Origin of the sequence: Vibrio vulnificus NBRC 15645 = ATCC 27562 (assembly GCF_002224265.1) — a bacterium.
Taxonomy (GTDB): domain Bacteria; phylum Pseudomonadota; class Gammaproteobacteria; order Enterobacterales; family Vibrionaceae; genus Vibrio; species Vibrio vulnificus.
The window spans coordinates 836,944-856,777 of sequence record NZ_CP012882.1 but is presented as its reverse complement, the minus strand read 5'-3'; the positions used below and the strand labels follow the sequence as shown (position 1 = coordinate 856,777).

Genomic DNA, 19,834 nt, shown 5'->3' with positions numbered 1-19,834 from the left:
GGGCTCCCGTTATTGGAGCCCTTTTCACTCGTCCCTGTCGCAATTTGGTTTTCATCAAGGCATACTGAGCCCTTCTCCAACGCAAAGGAAAACCCCCATGTCAGAATGTAACTTATTGATTGCCGAGCTTAAAAAACAACTCAAGTTGCAAGGCGTTCACTATTCTGACATTGCTCGCTCACTGGCACTCAGTGAAGGCTCCGTGAAACGGCTCCTCGCAGAAGGCAACCAGATTAGCTTAGAACGGCTGGAACGTATTTGTCAGTTGGCAGGCTTGGAAATGAGTGAGCTTTTTAAACTGGTGGCCAAGCACGATCAAGGCATTGTTGCACTGACCTATGAGCAAGAAAAGCAACTTATCGACGACAAAGCCCTGCTGCTGATCTCTGTTTGCGTGGTGAATGGCTACACCTTTGAGGAAATCCGCCAACAATATCAATTTAGTCAACCAGAGTTGATTCAAAAACTCGCGCAGTTAGATCGGCTCAGTATCATTGAGTTACAACCAAACAACCGAATTAAACTCAAGATTTCCAAAGAGTTTTCTTGGATTGCTGGTGGTCCTATCCAACGATTTTTCCAACAACAGGTACAACAGGCGTTTTTCCACAGTTACTTCTCTGCTTCGGATGAAAAATTGGTTATGGCAACCGGATTGATGTCGACGCCGACCAACAAAAAAATGCAGCAAAAACTGCAAAAATTGATCACTGAGTTTTATGCCGCCTGCCAAGATGACAGTGAACTCGCGATTGAAGATCGTCACGGTACCTCGATGGTTCTCGCGATCCGACGTTGGACCTTTCCCATGTTTTCTGAGTTAGAAAACAGACCAACCGAGCGAGAAAAGTAACACCGATTACACCAAAGGTAACAATATACGTTACTTTCATCATTAAAATCGCCTCAAAAGGTCACTTCTGCCATTCTGCCTGCCATAGGAACGGTGCAACACCGTTATTTCATGGAGGCAACAAAATGAGCATTCAACATCACCATAAAGCGGCACTGAGACAACTGCTGGCATTCCTTGTCATCATCTTATCGGTGCTCGTTAGTCCAAGCTTACTGGCTAGCGGATTGTTAACCCCTGCCGATAGCCGTTTTCAACCACTAACCATTCAGTCTCAACACGTTAATGTCGTCATTGAAGATGGTTACGCTACGACATCCATTGAACAAGAGTTCTTTAACCCTAACGATCAAAGCTTAGAAGCACTTTACTCCTTTCCTATTCCTGAAAAGGCGGTGGTGGGCGAATTTATCTATTGGATCAATGATCGCCCAGTGATTGCAGAAGCCGTCAGTAAAGCAAAAGCGCAAACGATCTATCAAGAGCAAAAAGCGCAAGGGGCCTCGACCGCCATTACAGACAAAAACGAATTCAAAAGCTTTGATATCCGTGTTTTCCCTGTTTTACCCAACCAAAGCGTGAAAATTAAGCTGGTTTATCTTCAAGATGCCTTAATCGATCATGGCATCGGCCGCTACGTTTACCCAATGGAAGAAGGTGGTGTCGATGCGGCAGCGGATGCATTTTGGTCTCGTAATACCCACGTTGAGCAAGCTTTTTCTTTCAACTTGGAAGTACGTTCGGCCTATCCAATTGATGGTTTAAGGCTGCCTGCGCATCCTAACGCCATCATTTCACAAACCCCACAAGGTGAGCATCTTGTTTGGCAAGCCAGTGTGACCAATCAGCAAAACGTCGAAGAACAGAGCTCTAGCGCCAAGCAAACCGCCTTTACACTCGACAAAGACATCACCGTTTATTGGCGTTTACAGGAAGGTTTACCCGGTCGTTTAGAAGCAGTTAGCTATCGTGACCCTCAACAAAGTGAGCGCGGAACCATCAAACTGACCTTCACCCCAGGCGATGACCTTTCCGCTATTCAACAAGGTCGTGATTGGGTGTTTGTACTCGATAAGTCAGGTTCAATGTCAGGCAAGCATGCCACCCTAACAGAGGGCGTTAAACGTGGTTTAGGCAAACTCCCCTCTGGAGATCGATTCCGAATTTTGATGTTCGATAATCGAGTCCAAGAGATCACCAACGGTTTCATCGCCGTCAATCAAAATAACGTGACACAAGCGATTGAGACCATCAATCAAATCGCCACTGGCGGCGGCACCAATCTCTATGATGCACTGGAGCGCGCAGTATCTGGCCTAGACAGTGATCGAACGACAGGGATCATTTTGGTCACCGATGGGGTTGCCAATGTCGGTGTGACGGAGAAAAAGCAGTTCCTGAAACTGATGCAGCGCTACGACGTTCGTCTCTACACCTTCATCATGGGTAACAGTGCCAACACACCGCTGCTTGAACCAATGACGCAAGTATCCAATGGCTTTGCGACCAGCATCTCCAATTCAGATGACATTCTTGGCCACATTATGAATGTCACCAGTAAACTAACCCACCAAGCGTATCGCAACATCCGCTTAGACGTAGATGGGGTAAAACTCAACGATCTGACACCTGAGAACATCCACTCTCTTTATCGAGGTGAGCAACTTACGGTCTTTGGTCACTATACCAAAGCGGGTAACAGCACCATTACACTGTCAGCCAAGGTCGATGGCATCACACGCAAGTACCAAACGACCATTCAGTTGCCAGAGCAGCAGCTTGAAAATCCAGAAATTGAGCGTTTATGGGCCTTCTCAGCCATTAGAGATATTGAGTCCAAGATGCAGTACTTGGAGCAAAATGATAACGAAAGCGAACAAGCAATCGAATCTATTGCCTTGGAATATGGCTTGCTCACGGACTACACCTCGTTACTTGTGGTTGAAGATGCGGTGTTTGAGAAAAATGGCATCAGTAAAACAAACCAACAACGTGTAGAAAAAGAACAAGCGGCAAGAGAGCTTCGCCAACAACAAGGTATAACGGATAACCGTGCAGACAAGCAGCAGCCAATGTTCACCCAACCAGCTCCTTCGCATGGTGGCGGCGGTAGCGGTGGTGGTTCAATGACTCTGTGGCTTATCGTCGTTCTTGGCTGTGCATTGATGCTACGCCGTAAAACAAACGCTTAAAAAGCACAATATGAGCGGGAATAACCTTCCCGCTCTGATTCACAAAAGACAAAAGAAACCGAGGCATTTTTCTGTACTCGTTTTGAATATTTAGACACAAAGGATTGTGGCTGCGCTTTCGTTCTTTTCTTCATGATAGTAATGAACTCAGCAAGGCACTAAACAACATCAAAGAGGCTAACATGTTTTTATCGCGTCGATTTTTTCCTTACTTCTGCACTCAGTGCTTGGGTGCCCTCAACGATAATGTCTATAAGAATGTGTTACTGCTGATGGTGACTTATAGCCAAGTGGAACAGCTTCCACTGCCCATTGACTTATTTGTGAATCTCGCGGCGGGCTTATTCATCTTACCTTTCCTTCTTTTTTCAGCCCATGCTGGGCAAGTCGCTGACAATATGGACAAGGCACGATTAATTAAGCGCCTAAAACAGATTGAACTGTTGGTGATGGGCTGCGCCGCCATCGCCATTTTGACGCAAAGCTACATCGCGATGCTGATTCTGCTCTTTCTCACCGGGACTCAATCGGCCTATTTTGGCCCGGTTAAATACTCCCTGCTTCCACAAGCACTCAAAGCCAACGAATTGGTCAAAGGCAATGCTTGGGTAGAGATGGGCACCTTCGTTTCTATTTTGCTTGGCACACTCACCGCAGGCGTGCTGATTGCGTTAGAAAATGGGCTCTACATTACCGCAGGCTTAGTATTGGTACTGGCGTTGCTTGGCGTTGTCAGCAGCCAAAAAATGCCCGCACTACCATTGCAAACGCCTGCTAAAAAAGTACAGTTCAAACCTATTTCCGGCTTAGTCAGCACGCTGAAGAATGCGCAGAAAAATCGTGGAATCTGGATGGCGATCTTAGCCATCAGTTGGTTTTGGTTTTTAGGCGCCACCTACCTGACTCAGTTCCCCAACTTCGCAAAAACGCACCTCTATGCAGACAGCACGGTCGTTTCTGTGTTGCTGGCACTGTTTTCCATTGGCGTCGCTACGGGTTCATGGCTGTGTGAAAAACTCTCTTTTGATCAAGTGGAACTCGGTATTCTGCCTTTTGGCATTGTCGGCCTCACTCTGTTTGGTGGTGACCTACTTTTTGCTCTGCCTAACGCGGCACAGTTTCCATCCGCCTATTGGCAAGCGGCTGATTTCGTGCAGCACGCTCAACACTGGCGCGTGATGGCGGATCTTTTTATGGTGGGAGTCAGCGGTGGGCTTTTCATCGTTCCACTGTACGCTTTCATTCAATCTCGTGCAGAGGATGGCGAATGTGCGCAAGCAATCGCGGCCAATAACATCATGAACTCGCTATTTATGGTGGCATCGGCAGCACTCTCCATTTTTGTCTTAACCGTAGTAGAACTGAGCATTGTACAATTGTTCGCCTTGTTGGCACTGATGAATTTGGCCGTCGCCATTTATGTTTACCGCCAAGTACCAGAGTTTACCCAGCGATTTATTAGCTATCTGATTAGCCACATAATGTACCGAGTGACGATTAAGGGCCGTAGCGGCATTCCCCAACAAGGAGCTGCGCTGCTGGTTGCCAACCACGTGAGTTACGTCGATGCTCTAATCTTAATGGGGATTTCACCACGGCCGATTCGCTTTGTAATGGCAAAAGGCATTGCTGAGATTCCACTACTGAAATATGTGTTCCGCCATGCAGGCGTGATTCCCATCTGCTCTCCGAAAAAATGTGAAAAAACCTATCAAAATGCATTTAAACAGATTGCTCAAGCATTAGAGCAAGGCGAGCTCGTTTGCATTTTTCCAGAAGGTCGCCTGACATCGGACGGCAATTTGGGCGAGTTTAGACCCGGTGTGGAAACCATTCTCAGAGACAACCCTGTGCCTGTTATTCCCGTTGGGCTAGTTGGACTGTGGGGATCTTTTTTCAGCCACAAACATGGACATGCGCTCACCTCTTTACCTCGTCGATTCTGGTCGAAAATCAGCGTTAACGTTGGCGAAGCGATAGAAGGTACAGAAGCCAACCGACATCAACTGCAGCAAGAGGTACAAAAGTTGGTTGCTGTACCCTGTTCACAGTAAGCCATTATTTTTCATGAGATAATCTAAACATTAGGTCGCCCCAAGTCGCTTGGTATTACCGGTAGCGAGGGAGTAAGGGATGGAGAGTAAAGCAATGAAAATCATTATTTTGCACGGTTTATATATGCATGGCTTAGTGATGCAGCCTCTCAGCTTGCGCCTAAAAAAATTGGGTTATCAAACACAAACGCTCACCTACAACACAGTCAATATTGATGAAGAAAAAGTTTTTCAATCCATAGACAAAGCGCTCAGCACTACGACGGGGAATGTGTTAGTTGGCCATAGCTTGGGAGGCTTGATGATCAAACATTATCTTGCCTCTCGTCGCCCTGCCCTTCAGCAGATCTCACATGTGGTGGCCATTGGCTCGCCGCTCAAAGGCGCTTCCATCGTAACGAAAATTCAAGAGCTTGGTTTAGGTGCGATGCTTGGCAATTCGCCAAAACATGGGCTCAATATGCATGAGGATATTTGGGATTTCCCTCAGAAGCTTGGCAGTATTGCAGGCACTATTCCATTGGGTGCAAGACCCTTCTTACTAATGGATACACAGACAATGTCCGATGGGACGGTCACGGTGGAGGAAACAAAGATCTCAGGTATGACTGACCACGTTTTGACGAAAAATAGCCACACCAGCATGATATATAGCCGTTATATTCCAGATCAGATCGATCATTTCATCCTGCATTCTCACTTCAGACAAACCGAGAGCGTTAATTAAGGGTTATCTGAATAAGCAAAATCAAAACAAAAAAACAGCGCCCAATAATGCAAATATATCACTAGCAATAAATATGAAATTTATATATTATCTCTCACGGTTATAAAACAGTGTTCAAAACCAATGCTAGACCAAAGCAGTTAAGAACTAAGTTGTTTGAAACCATGCATAGAAAACTGTTGTTAGCGCTCATGAAAAGACCACAAATCGAAACGCAAGCTCAATGCTTGCTGTCATTCTGATTTGAAATACATATCACTATAAAAAGCGCCTGACATCCTAATAAAACATAGGAAATAACAATGAAAATGAAAGCGATCGCTCTGACGTTATTGAGCCTAAGCGCTATTTCAGCAGCACACGCAGACACGAAAGTAAACGGCTTCTACCTTGGTGCTGGTGCTGGTTCTACGGAATTTGACAGTGACCAGTCTGTCACCGGTAAAGCCGATGGTAACGCACTAAAACTGATCGCCGGTTATCAGTTCAACCGTATCGTTGGTATCGAAGCACAATACAGCAAATACGGTGATGTGAAATTTTCTACACCGCAAAATACTTGGACTCCGACTGCACTTTCTTTGAATGCCAACCTTGGCTACACCTTTGCGAATGGTCTTCGTCCTTATGGTATTGTTGGCCTTTCAGCATTAGATCTTAGCGAGTCAACCAAAACACTTGAAAGTGACAGTGGTGCCGCTATCCACTTTGGTTTGGGCTTAGAGTACGCGCCACCAGCATTGAACGGCCTAGCGTTCCGTGTGGGTTACGATACTGAAATTTTTGGTATCAGCACCGAATATGACCTAAATGGCACCAAAGTAACGGAAGACGTTGCTTACAGCCTAGGTGCGTTCTACGCAGGTGCCACGTACAAGTTCTAATGTGTAGTGCACAATCTTTCTTCAAAGGGCCTTACGGCCCTTTTTATTTTTCGTTTTGGAAGAATAGATTGAATAAAAAAGAGACCGAGCGCGCAAAAACAGAGCAAACAAAACATAAAACGGCGACAAATCAAGCGATTGAACTTTTTCCACTTTACATCAAGCACGCTTCCCCCTATTATCTCGGCCCATGGAGAGATGGCTGAGTGGTTGAAAGCACCGGTCTTGAAAACCGGCGTACGTTAATAGCGTACCTAGGGTTCAAATCCCTATCTCTCCGCCACATTGCATTGTTGAGCTGATGCTGAACAATTTGCCTCGATAGCTCAGTCGGTAGAGCAGAGGATTGAAAATCCTCGTGTCGGTGGTTCGATTCCGCCTCGAGGCACCACTTATTAAGTTGTGCCAGATACAACAACAGAATAGTTCCTCCTTAGCTCAGTCGGTAGAGCGACGGACTGTTAATCCGCAGGTCGCTGGTTCGAGCCCAGCAGGAGGAGCCACATTTAAAAAGCCTCATCATTTGATGAGGCTTTTTGCTATTTGTCGTTTACTCACTCAAGTGGGCAAACGTGCCGTGAGATTGTAGCTGATCGCCGATGCAACCAGCTCTTCACTAACTGCGTGGCCACAACGTTCGTCGATCAACTCCCGATCCTCGCCATGGCAGTCTTCTTCATGCCCTAGATAAACTTCAACACCATTGGTTTGAATGTGGCTATAAAGAGAGTGCAGCAGGTGATCGACATTGGTTTTCTCTTCCCATAACTGGCAATCGCTTTCTGGAATAAGCGCATCACCAATAAAAATTGCCTCACCAATTTTGAAGGTCACATCAGAGGCTGAGTGACAAGGCGTATTGATCACTTCTAAGTCAGACTCTCCAAACTCTAGATGTTCTTGATCCATAAGAAAGTGTTCAAACTCATACAGCTCTTTAAGAGCTAACTCATCTTTCCAACATGCGTAGACTTTCTTCGCCCCTTCAGCCACATTGATGGGTGCTTGCAACAATTCACTAAGGTAAAAAGAACCCGTTAGGTGATCGGCGTGAATGTGTGTTTCAAAAATGGCCACGACATGAAGATGATTCTCTCTGACATATTGCAAAAGTTTATCTGCAGATTCAAAACTGATCCTCCCAGATTCGAGGCAATAGTCTGCAACAGGGTCGATAATTATGGCTTGCTTTGTCCCGACATCTGACACCACATAGCTGATGGTACCTGACGCGACATGATGAAATTCCTGAATGATTTGGCCTGCCATAATCCCCTCGAGAAATCTGTTTCCATACATAATCAGTCTAGATGAGAGTTGACGACAGGCAAGAAAGCAAAAAGAAAAAGGTACGTTTCAGCACCTTTTTCATTCGTGGCATCTTAGCCGCAATTGTCTATTTTAGTAGAGCGGTCTGATAGAGAAGTTTGATAGAGAGACACCAATCAAAACGATTCAATACCAAGCTTGTTGAGTAAAGAAGGGAATCCCCAACCATTTTCTCCGACGGCTACGCTTTCTCCTGTCAGGTATTCGTATAATGTTGGTGCGAGAGAACCATTTTCCTCACTGGTTAAAGGCGTCGTATTGTTGCCAATTGGCGCTCCCCAAAAACCAATAAAGGCGTCTTTTTCAAGATAGCTTTCTCCAGCGTGTCTCCCTGGTACTTTGGTGTTGTAACCAACCCCTTCTTTGGGGAAAAGGTTGATGGTGCCCGCTCTTTCTTCCAAATAGAGGTGCGCCAGTTGAACCACCGAATCAGGTCGAGTCGTAAAGCGGGTTAGTGCTCGCCACTGCGCTTTATCACACCATGTTTCAGGGCGTTGGCTGTCAACGTCTAGGCAACGTTGGAGTGCTAGAGTGCGCTGTTTTTCATCATTATCGCTCAATGTAGGTAAATAGGGATTAAGCGTAGACACCTCCAATAACGAAGGTTTACCTTTTGCTGCAAAATAGGCGTATTTCTCACCCGCCTTCTCAACAAACTCGTCCACCCGCTTGCCGTCGCGAGTCGCGATGAGGCGAACTTTACAATGCTCTGCACTACAAGCGGTTTCTCGCACAGCGAGATAATCTAAGCTGTCAGCCAAGGTGTTTACGCTCCAATTGACAATATCAATCACTGGCTCACTCCCTGCATTCACAGGGCGCCATTGGGTCAACTCTTGATAAAGAGGCTGAGTTTGCCAGCTCTGGTTGGAATTGAAAAAGTCGAGCATAAAGTTCCCACCAGCGGTGGAAGCCACCACCACATCAACGCCTTTGTTGGAAGGGAAATTCAGAGCATTGGTCATCTTCGGCCCTTCTCCCTCATCGGATGAAATCTTTCTCATCACCAGTGGATAGCCTAAAGTGCTTTGAAGCGGATCGAATATCGCTTTCTCTGGGTTAAGCGTTCGGTAGACTGGAGACAGGCCATGATCGCCAGCCATTCCCCATAACGTTCTTTCGTAAACCCCTGCCTGTTGATAGGCGTTTTCTAACGCACCAAGCCAGTAATCAAGTCGATTAAGCTCCCCCGTCGGCATGATGATTTCATCACTAAACGGGCCAACAAAGTGTGCGAAATGATCCGGCCATGGGTTGTACACTAAGGTGTAATCAGGCATCCCTTTCGCATCAAGCTTAGAGAACAAGGTTAAATCTTGTTCAATTTTCCACTTCCTCGTTAAACGTGTATAGATATCCCAAAACGGTATCTCTTGATAATCCACAACATCTCGAATTAAATCACTGCGCATCTGCTGCAACACGACTTCCACTTTCGCCCGCTCATTGAGCTCACGTAAGCAACGTTTTTCGCCGAAATCCCGCAACGCTTCTCCTGCCCCAAGATTCACCAAGCCATCATACGTGGTGTGCGCATTCCAGTCGTACTGCGCGTTGCAATTGAGTGTTTTCAGGTAAACCAAGCGGTCAAACATGGTTTGCACGCGATTTTTCTGCATTATGCGGTCAAGCTGCAGGGCATCATTACCAAAAAAGTAATACGCGCGATCTTCATGGCGATCAACAAAGTGGAAGTTGGGAATGCCAGTGCCGCCCTCCCCTTCCACTCTTGCCCCCGTTTTGATGATAGGCAAGTTTCTTACGCTGATGGTTGGCGTTGAAGAGATACCCACTCTGGCGATGGAATCTTCATGGTTTTGGTATAAACGTTTGAAGAAAGGCAGATAATAAGGATCTTGATACGGTTGTGTCGCAAGGGTTTGTAAAAAACGCATTTGCTGCTTGTGGGCAGGTTTCTGACCAGCTGGTCGCTGATCACTCACCGCTTGCCACTCAAGATGTTTATCATAGGCCGTAGAGACAAACGGCTTATTTGGTGAAACCAAACCCTCCAACAAGCCTTGCTGTAGGCCATCCACCGTCACTTGCACTGCCAGTCGACGTTGCTGCTGAGAAGCGAGAAAAGCCAGTAGAACCTCGGGATCATCATCAAACGCTTCTTGTAGCCAATGATCCAACGCTTGTTGCCTTTCATCTTGATAGACAAACTGACGATACGCTTTAAGTACATTGAGGCGCACGAAATCGATTAGGGTCACCGTAATCGCTTGTGCCTTATTGTTGACCCTGTTTTTGTGCTCGGGTTTCCCATCTTCGATAATGGCGTTGAGCGCATGTTTCATTTCGCTCTCATCCATACCCGATGCCACCTGCTGCAAAATATTCAGCACAATGGGTTCTATCTTCGCCACCAACGCTAGATCTTCCGCTGATTGCGTTAAGTAGCGATATTGTTCAGGGAGCGTTTCTTGATCTTGCCACTCGCCAATTTGCACCAATGCATCATAAACCGTCACCAACGCCGCGATAAAATCACCATCCACTTTGATGCCTTCTTGGTGCGCTTGATCTTTTTCATGTTGCTTGGTTTCAACCAACGTAGCTTGTTCAACTTGGAATAACGAATGCTGGAATCCGGTGAGAGCTTGTTTGTCATACACTTGGAACAGATAGTTGCGAAACTCATCCTCATTCCCCAAGCCGCTGTAACGGTCGTAGTATTGGTAAAGGAAGTAGCCTAGAGGAATAGCATAGCTGGGATCGGCAACCTGCTTCATCACTCGCGCTTTCACAGAGGCATCAAGAGGAAGCGTCAGAAGATAAGTTTCTAACGTCATTCCACCTATTGTAAATAGAGTGACATCACGGGCAAAACGCGTGGAGTAACTGAGCGATGAAACCACCTGATTTTTCAGCACTTCGCTGGAGTTAAACAGCCCACCGAACACCGGCGTATTCCCCACTTCCGCCAACAATGGGGCAGGCATCGCGCCAGCCACTGATGCCAAAACTAACCCTATCGCCTTTGAGCGTAACATAAACAGCTTTTCCTTAAGATTCTTAGTATTGGCTGATTGTGTCAGTCTATGAGCGAAGTGCAAGCTTGAGGCGTAAGCAAAAGTAAGACTCGGGGAGAGGCGCACAAAAAAGCGGCATTACTGCCGCGATTAATAGCGATGGATTAATAGCGATGAATGTCACGCGCTTACGAAGCGCGTAAACAATCTTGCTCAAACGTCAATGCAATCAACTGAGTAAATGGCATCGGTTTGTAAAAATAGTACCCTTGGACAAGATGTATCCCTAGTTGGGAGACAAAGTTCAGCTCAATCTTGGTTTCCACCCCTTCCACCACAATTTCTGCTCCAGTGGTTTTCACGATCTCAGTGGTCAAACGAAAGAGCTCTCTGCCCTTATGGTTATCAAGATTAAGCACCAACGAACGGTCAATTTTCACTTTGTCGAAATCGAACTTAGAGAGGTATCCAATGGATGAGTAGCCAGAACCAAAATCATCGAGTGCAATTTGTACCCCTTTTCCTCTTAGTTTGTCCAACACACGTTGTGTTTGTTTGGCATCCTGAATCAGCAGCTCTTCGGTGATCTCCAGTTCCACTTGATGAAAATCCAGAGCACTCTCTTCGATCATGTTAATGATGCGACTGGCGAAATCCGCAACTAAGCAAGTTTCTGGTGAGATGTTAATCGATACCTTGAAACACGGATTGCTCGCTAAAGGTGACACTTCGCATAAAGCGGTCTTCACGACCCATAAATCCAACTCAGATGAGAGCCCTAACAAGCGAAAATCATCAAGGAAGTAAGGCGGAGTGATCTTCCCTAAATGGTCTTGATGACGGATCAACACTTCAACAGAGTTGATCTGCTGCTTATCCGTATCAAACTGCGGCTGGTAAAAGAGCACAAAATCACCATTCAGTTTCAACTTCGCGACGCGCTGCTGTGCTGAAAATTTTTCCATCATTTCAGGAAATAGTGCCCCCGCCGTTTTGCCATTGTCCAACGCTTCATAGTCAAAAAAATCGTCCGAAGCGGATTTAAACAACGTGGTATCAGCGTTGGCGATTTGGTCCATACGACGAAAGAAAGGGTAATAAATCAAGATACCCGCCAAGATAATAATGGCTTGCAATAAAGCAGCAGAAAGATGCCCTCCGGTTGCGATATAGCCACTCCATAGTGGTGGACTCATCCAACTGATGATCTCTGACACTGGTGGTACTAGCCCAAATAACGTGGCGTAGTATGCGGTCACTAACCCTACAACCGGTACCAACAGGAAAGGGATGATCAAAATAGGATTAAACATAATTGGCAAACCGAAGATCACAGGCTCATTGATATTAAAAATGCTTAATACCAATACCGCGATCCCCAGAGAACGATACGCTTTGTTCTTGGTGAGTAAAATCATGCAAATTACTAAGCTCAAGGTATTACCTGCGCCACCCATTCCTGCATAAATGTCATAGAAGTTACTTGTCAGGATGGGGAGTTCACTCCCGGTTTGCGCACTCACCTGCAAAGCATTGTGAGTCAACTCATACAACTCCGCTTTATAAGGTGCGAGCACGATATGGCCATTAATGCCAACACTCCAAAAGAGATTTCTGACCACCTCATAGATCACGCCGTGCGAAAGGCATTCGAGTGTCAACTTCGGCAATGCCCACTCTGAGAGATGGGTGAAATCAACTAACCACTCTAAGGCGTAAGCTAATGAGGTGTAGAACAACACCAACAAGAATGTCGACAGTACGAGGTTAATTGACTGGTCGACAACGCTCGGTAGCTTGGATTGAACAAACCAATCGCGCTTGGAGACAAAACGAATCGACAAACTCACCAAGGTTGGGATGATGATAGCCAGAGGATAATTGCTTGGCACTATGGTGCCTACTTGCAACAAACCCCAGTTATGACAAATGACAAAATAGATCACCATGGCTGGCGTGATCACCGTGACTTTTGACAGCTTGTGCAACGAAGCGAGAAATAAACTGTAGTAAACCAGCAAAAGAATCGGGAAAAGACGCCAAATAATGTCGCTCGCGACCAAAATGTGCTCTGCGGCCTGAGTGAATCCAGTGATATTGAGCAGGTTGCTGATCAAGATGCTAAATGCAGAAATCAACGAGATTGGTAATAGCATCACAAATGTATTACATAACCCGTTTAAATAAGCATTGCTGGATAACGTTGTTAGAAGAGAAATTAAGGGTGATTTTTTCATTAGACCAGATTATTCCAAACACCAGGTCTTAAGTCATCTTTTCTTTATTTTTATAGAGAATTGAATTCCAAGACAAATTTAGAAGAATTAGCCACCTGAAATTCCATTTAAGTTCAACTGAAAACAGTAGAAAGTTGATCGTTCAACTGAGGCAAAATACATTCACCACTATTATTTCAACCCGTGTTACATTTATATTCAAAATAAACAAAGGGTAAATATTACGCGATGAATCATCATTCCAAATTATGACAACGCCACAATTATGGGCGTGAACATTACGCCCCTAATTTGACATCGTCCATTCAAGATTTCAATCCTGACGATAGCTATTCTCAATTAATTGAACGAGGATAACGTTCTTCATAAAGGGACATAAAATCTTGACGAATCAAGCTTTCAAGATGAACAGCCTTTTCCGTAGGACAAAAAATCATAAAATTCACCACCTGCTCGCCTGCGGCCGAGCTCGTGATATGAATATGAGGTTCCGCACCTGGTAAATCCACACCCGCATGTTTTTCGATCATCGCGTTATATCGTTTTGCAACGTCTGAAAAATAGTGACAATGTTCCTCTATTTTATTCTCTAGATCTGGCAATAATGGATATAAATTCACAAAGTCAGGCACAACAATTAGAAAATTATGGTATACGTACCGCTTCATAAAATTAAGGTTTTTTACCGGATAAGTAAAAAACATACTGTTGGGCAATGTCACTGTCTTTCCAGTGTAATGATATTGACCGTGGTTTAAGTCTATTTCTTGGATCACCGTTGCCATCATATTATGATCAATCACTTGACCTGATATTTTTCCTACTTCGATCCAATCCCCTACACGAAATGAGCGTGAGCTAGCACGCTGTATCGAACCAGTAAAACAGAGAATAATTTCTTTTGACGCCACCACAATCGCAACGGCAATGGCGGTCACCGATAGCGCAAACTGGTTGATTTCCGATTGCCACAAAACAAACAGAATTAAGCTGGTGATGGCAAAGGCACCATTCTTGGTGCGAGACATCCAGCTACGTTGCTTTTCCGTGATGAAGGCCACTTCGCCACGAATACGAGCCAAGATCACTTGTCTCACTAGAACAACAAAGATGATGATCAATGCTGTGAAGAAAAGCTTATGCTGCAATAAGAATTCAATGATCAGCTGTACTTTTTCCACTCTAAAACCCCGGTGTGTAAATGATGTTCTGCACTTTAGCGCGCTACTCTATAAAAAAACCGACATTAATGGAAATTGGTAGTGATAAAAACGTTAACTTTTGGGAAAATCAGTCAATCTCGCCATCGCTTGACACTTGTTGGTGTCACCATAAGCAACGCGGTGTTAACGATATTTGGCTGACGAGATAAATTGATCGAAGCTTTCACACCATACAATCGCCGTTGTGTAGTTTGCCACGTCCACATCACTTGGAATGGGCAGAATAAAACGGTCAAATGTTTTGACATCTCCAACGCGGACCAACTGCTCTTTGTTGGCTAAGAAGTCAGCTTCTGTCTCAATAAACGTTGGCGATAGATAAAGCTTATAGTCGGGACCTGGGGCGAGTTCACCCGAAAAAGCAATACTTTGTGCATCAATCACAAGCTTGCCCTCTCCCCAATGTAAGAAATCGCTATCAGCACGATCACGGCTAAATTCCCCTTGATAATTTGGAGCAAGCACGACGCTTTCAACCGCCTGTTGAGAGGGACTCGTAGGTTGAATCAAAATCGGCAGAAGATAAATCCCTAACCCGATACCACAAACCAACATCGCGATGTGAGAAATGATTAAAAGTCCGTATTTCATGCTCTGTGTTCCTGCTTTTTTCTACCATCGATTTTTTAACGTGGTTCAACGTGTAACGCTTGGCGAATCAAAGATTGTCGTGACGATGGGTGATGTGCGTTTTAATTTGGGTGAATGAATAGAGAGTATACACCCAAGTGACTTTAAAATGCTGGGATCTAGGCGGTATCATCCACATCAAAGCTATACGCATCAAGAGAAAGAAAAGTCCGAAGGTTATCACCCTCGGACTAGATTAGAGCATTCAACATGGATCCTGATGGGGGATCAGGTACACTTTTGCTTATTGTTTTTTAAGACGGTAGAAGTCGGCCAAATCACCCGTGATCTGCTGACCGTTGATGTCGAGCATCATCAGCGTATTTTCGCCAACGAAGTATTGGTTCAGTGACCCCTCTCCTTCCAATGTCACCACACTGCCACTCTCATCCCAGTTAAAGTGGCCTTCAGACTTGAACGTACCATCTTGTTTGCCTTGGTAAGTTTCTTCTAAAACGTAACTGCCATCGTTGTTCAATGTTAAGGTCACATCGATACCGCTACAATCGGCGCAAGGTAGAGTGCCAGTATACGTACCATTCCAGTCCAATGCGTTTTTCGCATTGTGCGCACTATCGACAAACGTTTCAGTGGTTACAACATCCGTACCCGCAGATTGGTTTGACTCCACCACGACAACGGCTTGTGTCTCTTCGCTAGGCGTGGCTGCAGGGGCTTGTGCTTGCTTGTCATCTTGGCAGCCCGCTAAAAGAATCACCACACCACCTAACGCTAACATTGTCTTTTTCATTTGATATTCTCCATATCCATCACTGTCACTCTATAGTAGCGAGCCTTTCAATTTTCACGTCAATAGAAAGTCATGCTGTGATCGTTTCCGGTTAGAAATTCTCCGCAATGTCAATATTGTGTTGCCTAGAAAATACCAACTGCTCACACCAGTAGGAGACACTACCAAAGCGATTAAATAGTGAACAATAATTTAACAAAATAAATTTTTATACATTTTTATTGCATAGATCTGCAAAAATGCTAGCATAAGCCAAAATGACAACCGATGCAGATTAGTAGCATGTCTATTCAAGTAAAAAGCGTTAATAAATCTTATGGTTCCAACCAAATTTTGCACAACATTAGCTTTGAATGTGCGAAAGGCGAAACATTGGTTTTACTGGGCCCAAGCGGTGCGGGTAAGAGTTCTCTACTGCGTGTGCTGAACTTACTTGAATCCGCAGACAACGGTCAGCTGACCATTGCGAATCAAGCCTTTGATTTTGCTTCTTCTCCAAGTGAAGCCGATGGCCTGCTGCTGCGTCGAAAAGTCGGCATGGTGTTTCAGCAATACAACCTATGGCCACATCTCACTGTCATTGAGAACCTGATTGAAGCGCCGATACGAGTACTCGGCGTCGCGAAAACAGAGGCGGTTGAGCAAGCAAAAGAAATTTTGGCGACCTTGCAGCTCGCGGATAAGGCGGATGCATGGCCGTTGCAACTTTCTGGTGGTCAGCAACAGCGTGTCGCTATCGCGAGAGCGTTAATGATGAAACCGGAAGTGCTGCTGTTTGATGAGCCCACCGCCGCTTTGGATCCTGAAATCACGAATCAAGTCGTGAAGATCATTTCAGGCCTGAGCGATACTGGCATCACCCAAGTTGTCGTCACTCACGAAGTCGATTTCGCCAAGAAGATCGCAAGCCATGTCCTGTATCTCGAAAAAGGTCATATCGTTGAGCACGGCACCAAACAAGCTTTCAGCGAACCGCAAACCCGCGCGTTTGCCGAATATTTAAAACACTAACAACAACCCATCCAATCAGTTTAGTTTTGTGGCGGCAAATTCCGCCCAACCTAATCAGAACGGAAATGACGATAAGCTGACTGTTCGTCTTTGACGTCAGCGCACAAATTGACACGGAGTATTGCAATGAAAAAGATTTTACTGGCGTCCCTTATCGGCCTTGTTTCTGCCAATGCAGCGGCACAACAAGAGATTAAATTTGCGATGGAAGCCACCTACGCCCCCTTCGAATACATGGATGAAAACAATCAAATTCAGGGTTTTGATGTTGATTTGGCTAACGCGCTGTGTAAACAGATCGAGGCGAAATGTTCCTTCCATAACCAAGCCTTCGACAGCTTGATTCCTGCTCTGAAATTCAAACGTTATGACGCAGCAATCTCAGCAATGGACATTACTGATGCACGCTTAGAACAAGTGGCGTTTAGCGATGCATACTACGACAACTCAGCGGCATTCGTGTCATTTGCAGGCAAGGTTGCCGACCAAGCCGCACTGAAAGGCAAGCGTGTGGGCGTACAAAATGGCTCTACTCACCAAAGCTTTTTGCTAGAACAAATGGCCGGTGTCACTGCCGTACCATACGCAAGCTATCAAGATGCGTTTCTTGATATGAAAAATGGCCGTATCGATTCCGTGTTTGGTGATACTGCTGTTGTGGCTGAATGGTTTAAGAAGGAAAACAATCTCGCTTATGTCGGCGAGCACGTCACCAACGCACAATACTTTGGTAATGGCTTTGGTATTGCGGTCAACAAAGACAACCAAGCCTTGGTCGACCAACTGAATGCCGCTCTAAAAGCGGTAAAAGCAAACGGCGAATACCAAGCAATCTTCAATAAGTACTTCGGTAACTAATATGGCATTAACGGGTTACTCTCTTTCTCTCGCCCAAGCAAGCTGGATGACCATCCAGCTTGCGCTGGTCAGCTTAGCCGTCGGTTTAGTGTTAGCGGTTGTTTTCGCCGGGGGCGAGATGACTCGTCATCGCCTAGTGAAATGGCCAACTATCGCACTGGTGACGGTGCTACGCGGCTTGCCTGAGCTTTTGGTGGTGCTGTTCATCTACTTTGGCTCAACACAAGTTCTGTTTCTACTGACTGGCGATTTTATCGAAGTAAGCCCGTTTCTTTCTGGTGTGATTGCTCTTTCTTTGATTTTTGCTTCCTACGCTTCTCAGACCATTCGCGGCGCATTGAAAGCCGTTAATAAGGGTCAACGTGAAGCGGCCAGTGCTCTTGGCATGAGCAAAAGCAGGACTTTTTTTAGAATTGTGTTACCACAAGCGGTGCGCCATGCGCTGCCAGGGCTGACCAACCAATGGTTGGTATTATTGAAAGACACGGCTTTGGTGTCATTAATCGGCGTGACGGATCTTCTCAAGCAAGCACAACTGACCTCGGCGGCCACTCATGAAGCCTTTACTTGGTATGCCACCGCAGCGGCCATTTACTTAGTCATCACGCTTGTCACCCAGCGCGTGGTAAAAATCATCGATGCCAAATTTTCCGCACAAGGATTGAGTCTTGTTCAAGGAGCCAAAGCATGAAAGAACAACATCTCTGGCAACTGTTAGAAGGCTTAGTCACCAGTCTTGAGCTAACGGCGGTTTCACTGTTGGTGGGCTGTATTTTATCGTTGCTGATGACAGCAACGCTGATTCTACGCACACCTCTCTTACACTGGTTCAGCCGCGGCCTGATTACCTTGTTTACTGGCACGCCACTGCTCGTGCAGATTTTCCTGATCTATTACGGCCCAGGCCAGTTTGACGCCATTCGCGACAGCTTTGTTTGGCAATGGCTAAGTCAGCCTTGGTTTTGTGCCATGCTGGCACTGGCGCTAAACACGGCCGCTTACAGCACTCAATTGTTCAAAGGCGCATTTAACGCCATTCCATCAGGGCAGTGGCAAGCTTGTCGCGCGCTTGGGATGAACAAATTCGTGACATTGAAGGTGTTGCTACCTTACGCACTGCGCCGTGCCGTACCGGCTTATTCCAACGAAGTCATTTTGGTGTTCAAAGGCACCTCGTTAGCCAGCACCATCACCATCATGGATCTGATGGGATACGCGCAACGCATTAATGCGCAAACCTACGATACCTTGACGGTATTTGGTGTGGCGGGTGCTTTTTATCTCACCATCAATGCCATCATGACGCTGATTTTCCGCCAGGTAGAGAAAAAAGCGCTCGCGTTTGAAGCACACTGAAAAGCCTATCTTGCATCACATTTCGGCCGAAAAATTTCCATCTTTTCGGCCATTTAGCCGCTAAATGTTCTATTCGGTCGCTTTTCTGACGACAACTCACCGCGTTCTCACTTTTCCCCTCTTCGTTGCCTATCTTTTGCTCTACAGTAATGCTATCGCAATGCCAATTTTTTAGGAGAAGAGATGGGAAAACAGTATTTGGAGTTAACGCCGCAGCACATCGACTTTATTCAACAGCAAAAGATTTTCTTCGTCGCAACCGCCGCGCAAACAGGCAGCGTCAATCTCTCCCCAAAAGGAGGGGACTCGCTAAGAGTTATCGACCATAAAACCATTGTTTGTCAAAACTTAACGGGCAGTGGCAACGAGTCCGCGGCTCATACGATTAAAAACCCACGCATGACTCTCATGTGGTGTGCGTTTAAAGGCGCACCGCTGATTCTTCGCACTTACGGCAACGCCACCGTACTTCATCAAACTGACCCACAATGGCAAAAGTACCTTGCCCTTTTCCCGGCCAGCGTCGCTACGCGGCAACTGTTTGTGTTGGACATCAACCTCGTGCAATCCTCTTGTGGAATGTCGGTCCCATTGTTTGATTATCAAGGTGATCGAGACGAACTTGCAGCATGGTCAGAGAAGCAAGGCAAAGAAGGCATTGAGGCCTATTGGCGAAAGAAAAATCAGCAAAGTATTGATGGGTTTGAAACGGAAATTGTCATTCGTACGGGCATCGATAGTTGAGCAAAAA

16 protein-coding genes and 3 tRNA genes are annotated in these 19,834 nt (G+C 45.8%); 13 read left to right on the top strand and 6 right to left on the bottom strand.

The window, feature by feature from the left end:
* Positions 1-97: 97 nt before the first annotated feature.
* From AOT11_RS19435 to AOT11_RS19395, 8 genes are all read left to right on the top strand, one after another.
* On the top strand, positions 98-853 hold the full coding sequence (locus AOT11_RS19435; protein ID WP_017421607.1) for a helix-turn-helix domain-containing protein: 756 nt from the start codon (positions 98-100) through the stop codon (positions 851-853).
* A 125-nt stretch (positions 854-978) separates the two neighbouring features.
* On the top strand, positions 979-3,045 hold the full coding sequence (locus tag AOT11_RS19430; protein ID WP_017421606.1) for a VIT and vWA domain-containing protein: 2,067 nt from the start codon (positions 979-981) through the stop codon (positions 3,043-3,045).
* Positions 3,046-3,227: 182 nt separating this feature from the next.
* Entirely contained in the window at positions 3,228-5,099 is a 1,872-nt protein-coding gene (locus AOT11_RS19425; protein ID WP_017421605.1) for an MFS transporter, read from the top strand.
* Between the two features lie 94 nt (positions 5,100-5,193).
* Positions 5,194-5,826, top strand: a complete 633-nt coding sequence (locus tag AOT11_RS19420; protein WP_026050669.1) for a PGAP1-like alpha/beta domain-containing protein — start codon at positions 5,194-5,196, stop codon at positions 5,824-5,826.
* A 302-nt stretch (positions 5,827-6,128) separates the two neighbouring features.
* Entirely contained in the window at positions 6,129-6,710 is a 582-nt protein-coding gene (locus AOT11_RS19415) for a porin family protein (RefSeq protein WP_017421603.1), read from the top strand.
* Between the two features lie 192 nt (positions 6,711-6,902).
* Positions 6,903-6,993: transfer RNA gene (locus AOT11_RS19405), tRNA-Ser, on the top strand.
* A 32-nt stretch (positions 6,994-7,025) separates the two neighbouring features.
* A tRNA-Phe gene (locus AOT11_RS19400) sits at positions 7,026-7,101 on the top strand.
* Positions 7,102-7,137: 36 nt separating this feature from the next.
* Positions 7,138-7,213: transfer RNA gene (locus AOT11_RS19395), tRNA-Asn, on the top strand.
* Positions 7,214-7,268: 55 nt separating this feature from the next.
* Here AOT11_RS19395 and AOT11_RS19390 read toward each other — a convergent pair.
* The 6 genes from AOT11_RS19390 to AOT11_RS19365 form a co-directional block, all read right to left on the bottom strand.
* Positions 7,269-7,979 carry an MBL fold metallo-hydrolase gene (locus AOT11_RS19390; protein ID WP_017421602.1) on the bottom strand — a complete coding sequence of 237 codons (711 nt, stop codon included), beginning with the start codon at positions 7,977-7,979 and terminating at the stop codon, positions 7,269-7,271.
* Positions 7,980-8,155: 176 nt separating this feature from the next.
* Positions 8,156-11,038, bottom strand: coding sequence for an alkaline phosphatase family protein (locus AOT11_RS19385; protein ID WP_026050667.1), 2,883 nt, complete (start codon positions 11,036-11,038; stop codon positions 8,156-8,158).
* Positions 11,039-11,205: 167 nt separating this feature from the next.
* Entirely contained in the window at positions 11,206-13,254 is a 2,049-nt protein-coding gene (locus AOT11_RS19380) for an EAL domain-containing protein (RefSeq protein WP_017421600.1), read from the bottom strand.
* Between the two features lie 335 nt (positions 13,255-13,589).
* Positions 13,590-14,435: a mechanosensitive ion channel family protein gene (locus tag AOT11_RS19375; RefSeq protein ID WP_017421599.1), complete on the bottom strand. Its 846-nt coding sequence runs from the start codon at positions 14,433-14,435 to the stop codon at positions 13,590-13,592.
* A 165-nt stretch (positions 14,436-14,600) separates the two neighbouring features.
* Positions 14,601-15,068, bottom strand: a complete 468-nt coding sequence (locus AOT11_RS19370) for a DM13 domain-containing protein (RefSeq protein ID WP_026050666.1) — start codon at positions 15,066-15,068, stop codon at positions 14,601-14,603.
* Between the two features lie 283 nt (positions 15,069-15,351).
* The gene (locus tag AOT11_RS19365) at positions 15,352-15,858 is read right to left on the bottom strand and encodes a copper resistance protein NlpE (protein WP_017421598.1); all 507 of its coding nucleotides are present in this window, start codon (positions 15,856-15,858) and stop codon (positions 15,352-15,354) included.
* A 282-nt stretch (positions 15,859-16,140) separates the two neighbouring features.
* Between AOT11_RS19365 and artP the strand changes: the two genes are divergently transcribed.
* The 5 genes from artP to AOT11_RS19340 all read left to right on the top strand — a co-directional run bounded on the left by artP (position 16,141) and on the right by AOT11_RS19340 (position 19,827).
* Positions 16,141-16,869 carry an arginine ABC transporter ATP-binding protein ArtP gene (gene artP / locus AOT11_RS19360; protein ID WP_026050665.1) on the top strand — a complete coding sequence of 243 codons (729 nt, stop codon included), beginning with the start codon at positions 16,141-16,143 and terminating at the stop codon, positions 16,867-16,869.
* A gap of 126 nt (positions 16,870-16,995) precedes the next feature.
* Complete coding sequence (locus AOT11_RS19355) at positions 16,996-17,727, top strand: arginine ABC transporter substrate-binding protein (protein ID WP_017421596.1); 732 nt, start codon at positions 16,996-16,998, stop codon at positions 17,725-17,727.
* Between the two features lies 1 nt (position 17,728).
* The gene (artQ, locus tag AOT11_RS19350; RefSeq protein WP_017421595.1) at positions 17,729-18,418 is read left to right on the top strand and encodes an arginine ABC transporter permease ArtQ; all 690 of its coding nucleotides are present in this window, start codon (positions 17,729-17,731) and stop codon (positions 18,416-18,418) included.
* On the top strand, positions 18,415-19,083 hold the full coding sequence (gene artM, locus AOT11_RS19345) for an arginine ABC transporter permease ArtM (RefSeq protein WP_017421594.1): 669 nt from the start codon (positions 18,415-18,417) through the stop codon (positions 19,081-19,083). Before artQ ends, artM begins: the two co-directional genes overlap by 4 nt.
* 183 nt (positions 19,084-19,266) lie before the next feature.
* Positions 19,267-19,827 carry a pyridoxamine 5'-phosphate oxidase family protein gene (locus AOT11_RS19340; RefSeq protein ID WP_017421593.1) on the top strand — a complete coding sequence of 187 codons (561 nt, stop codon included), beginning with the start codon at positions 19,267-19,269 and terminating at the stop codon, positions 19,825-19,827.
* Positions 19,828-19,834 lie beyond the last annotated feature (7 nt).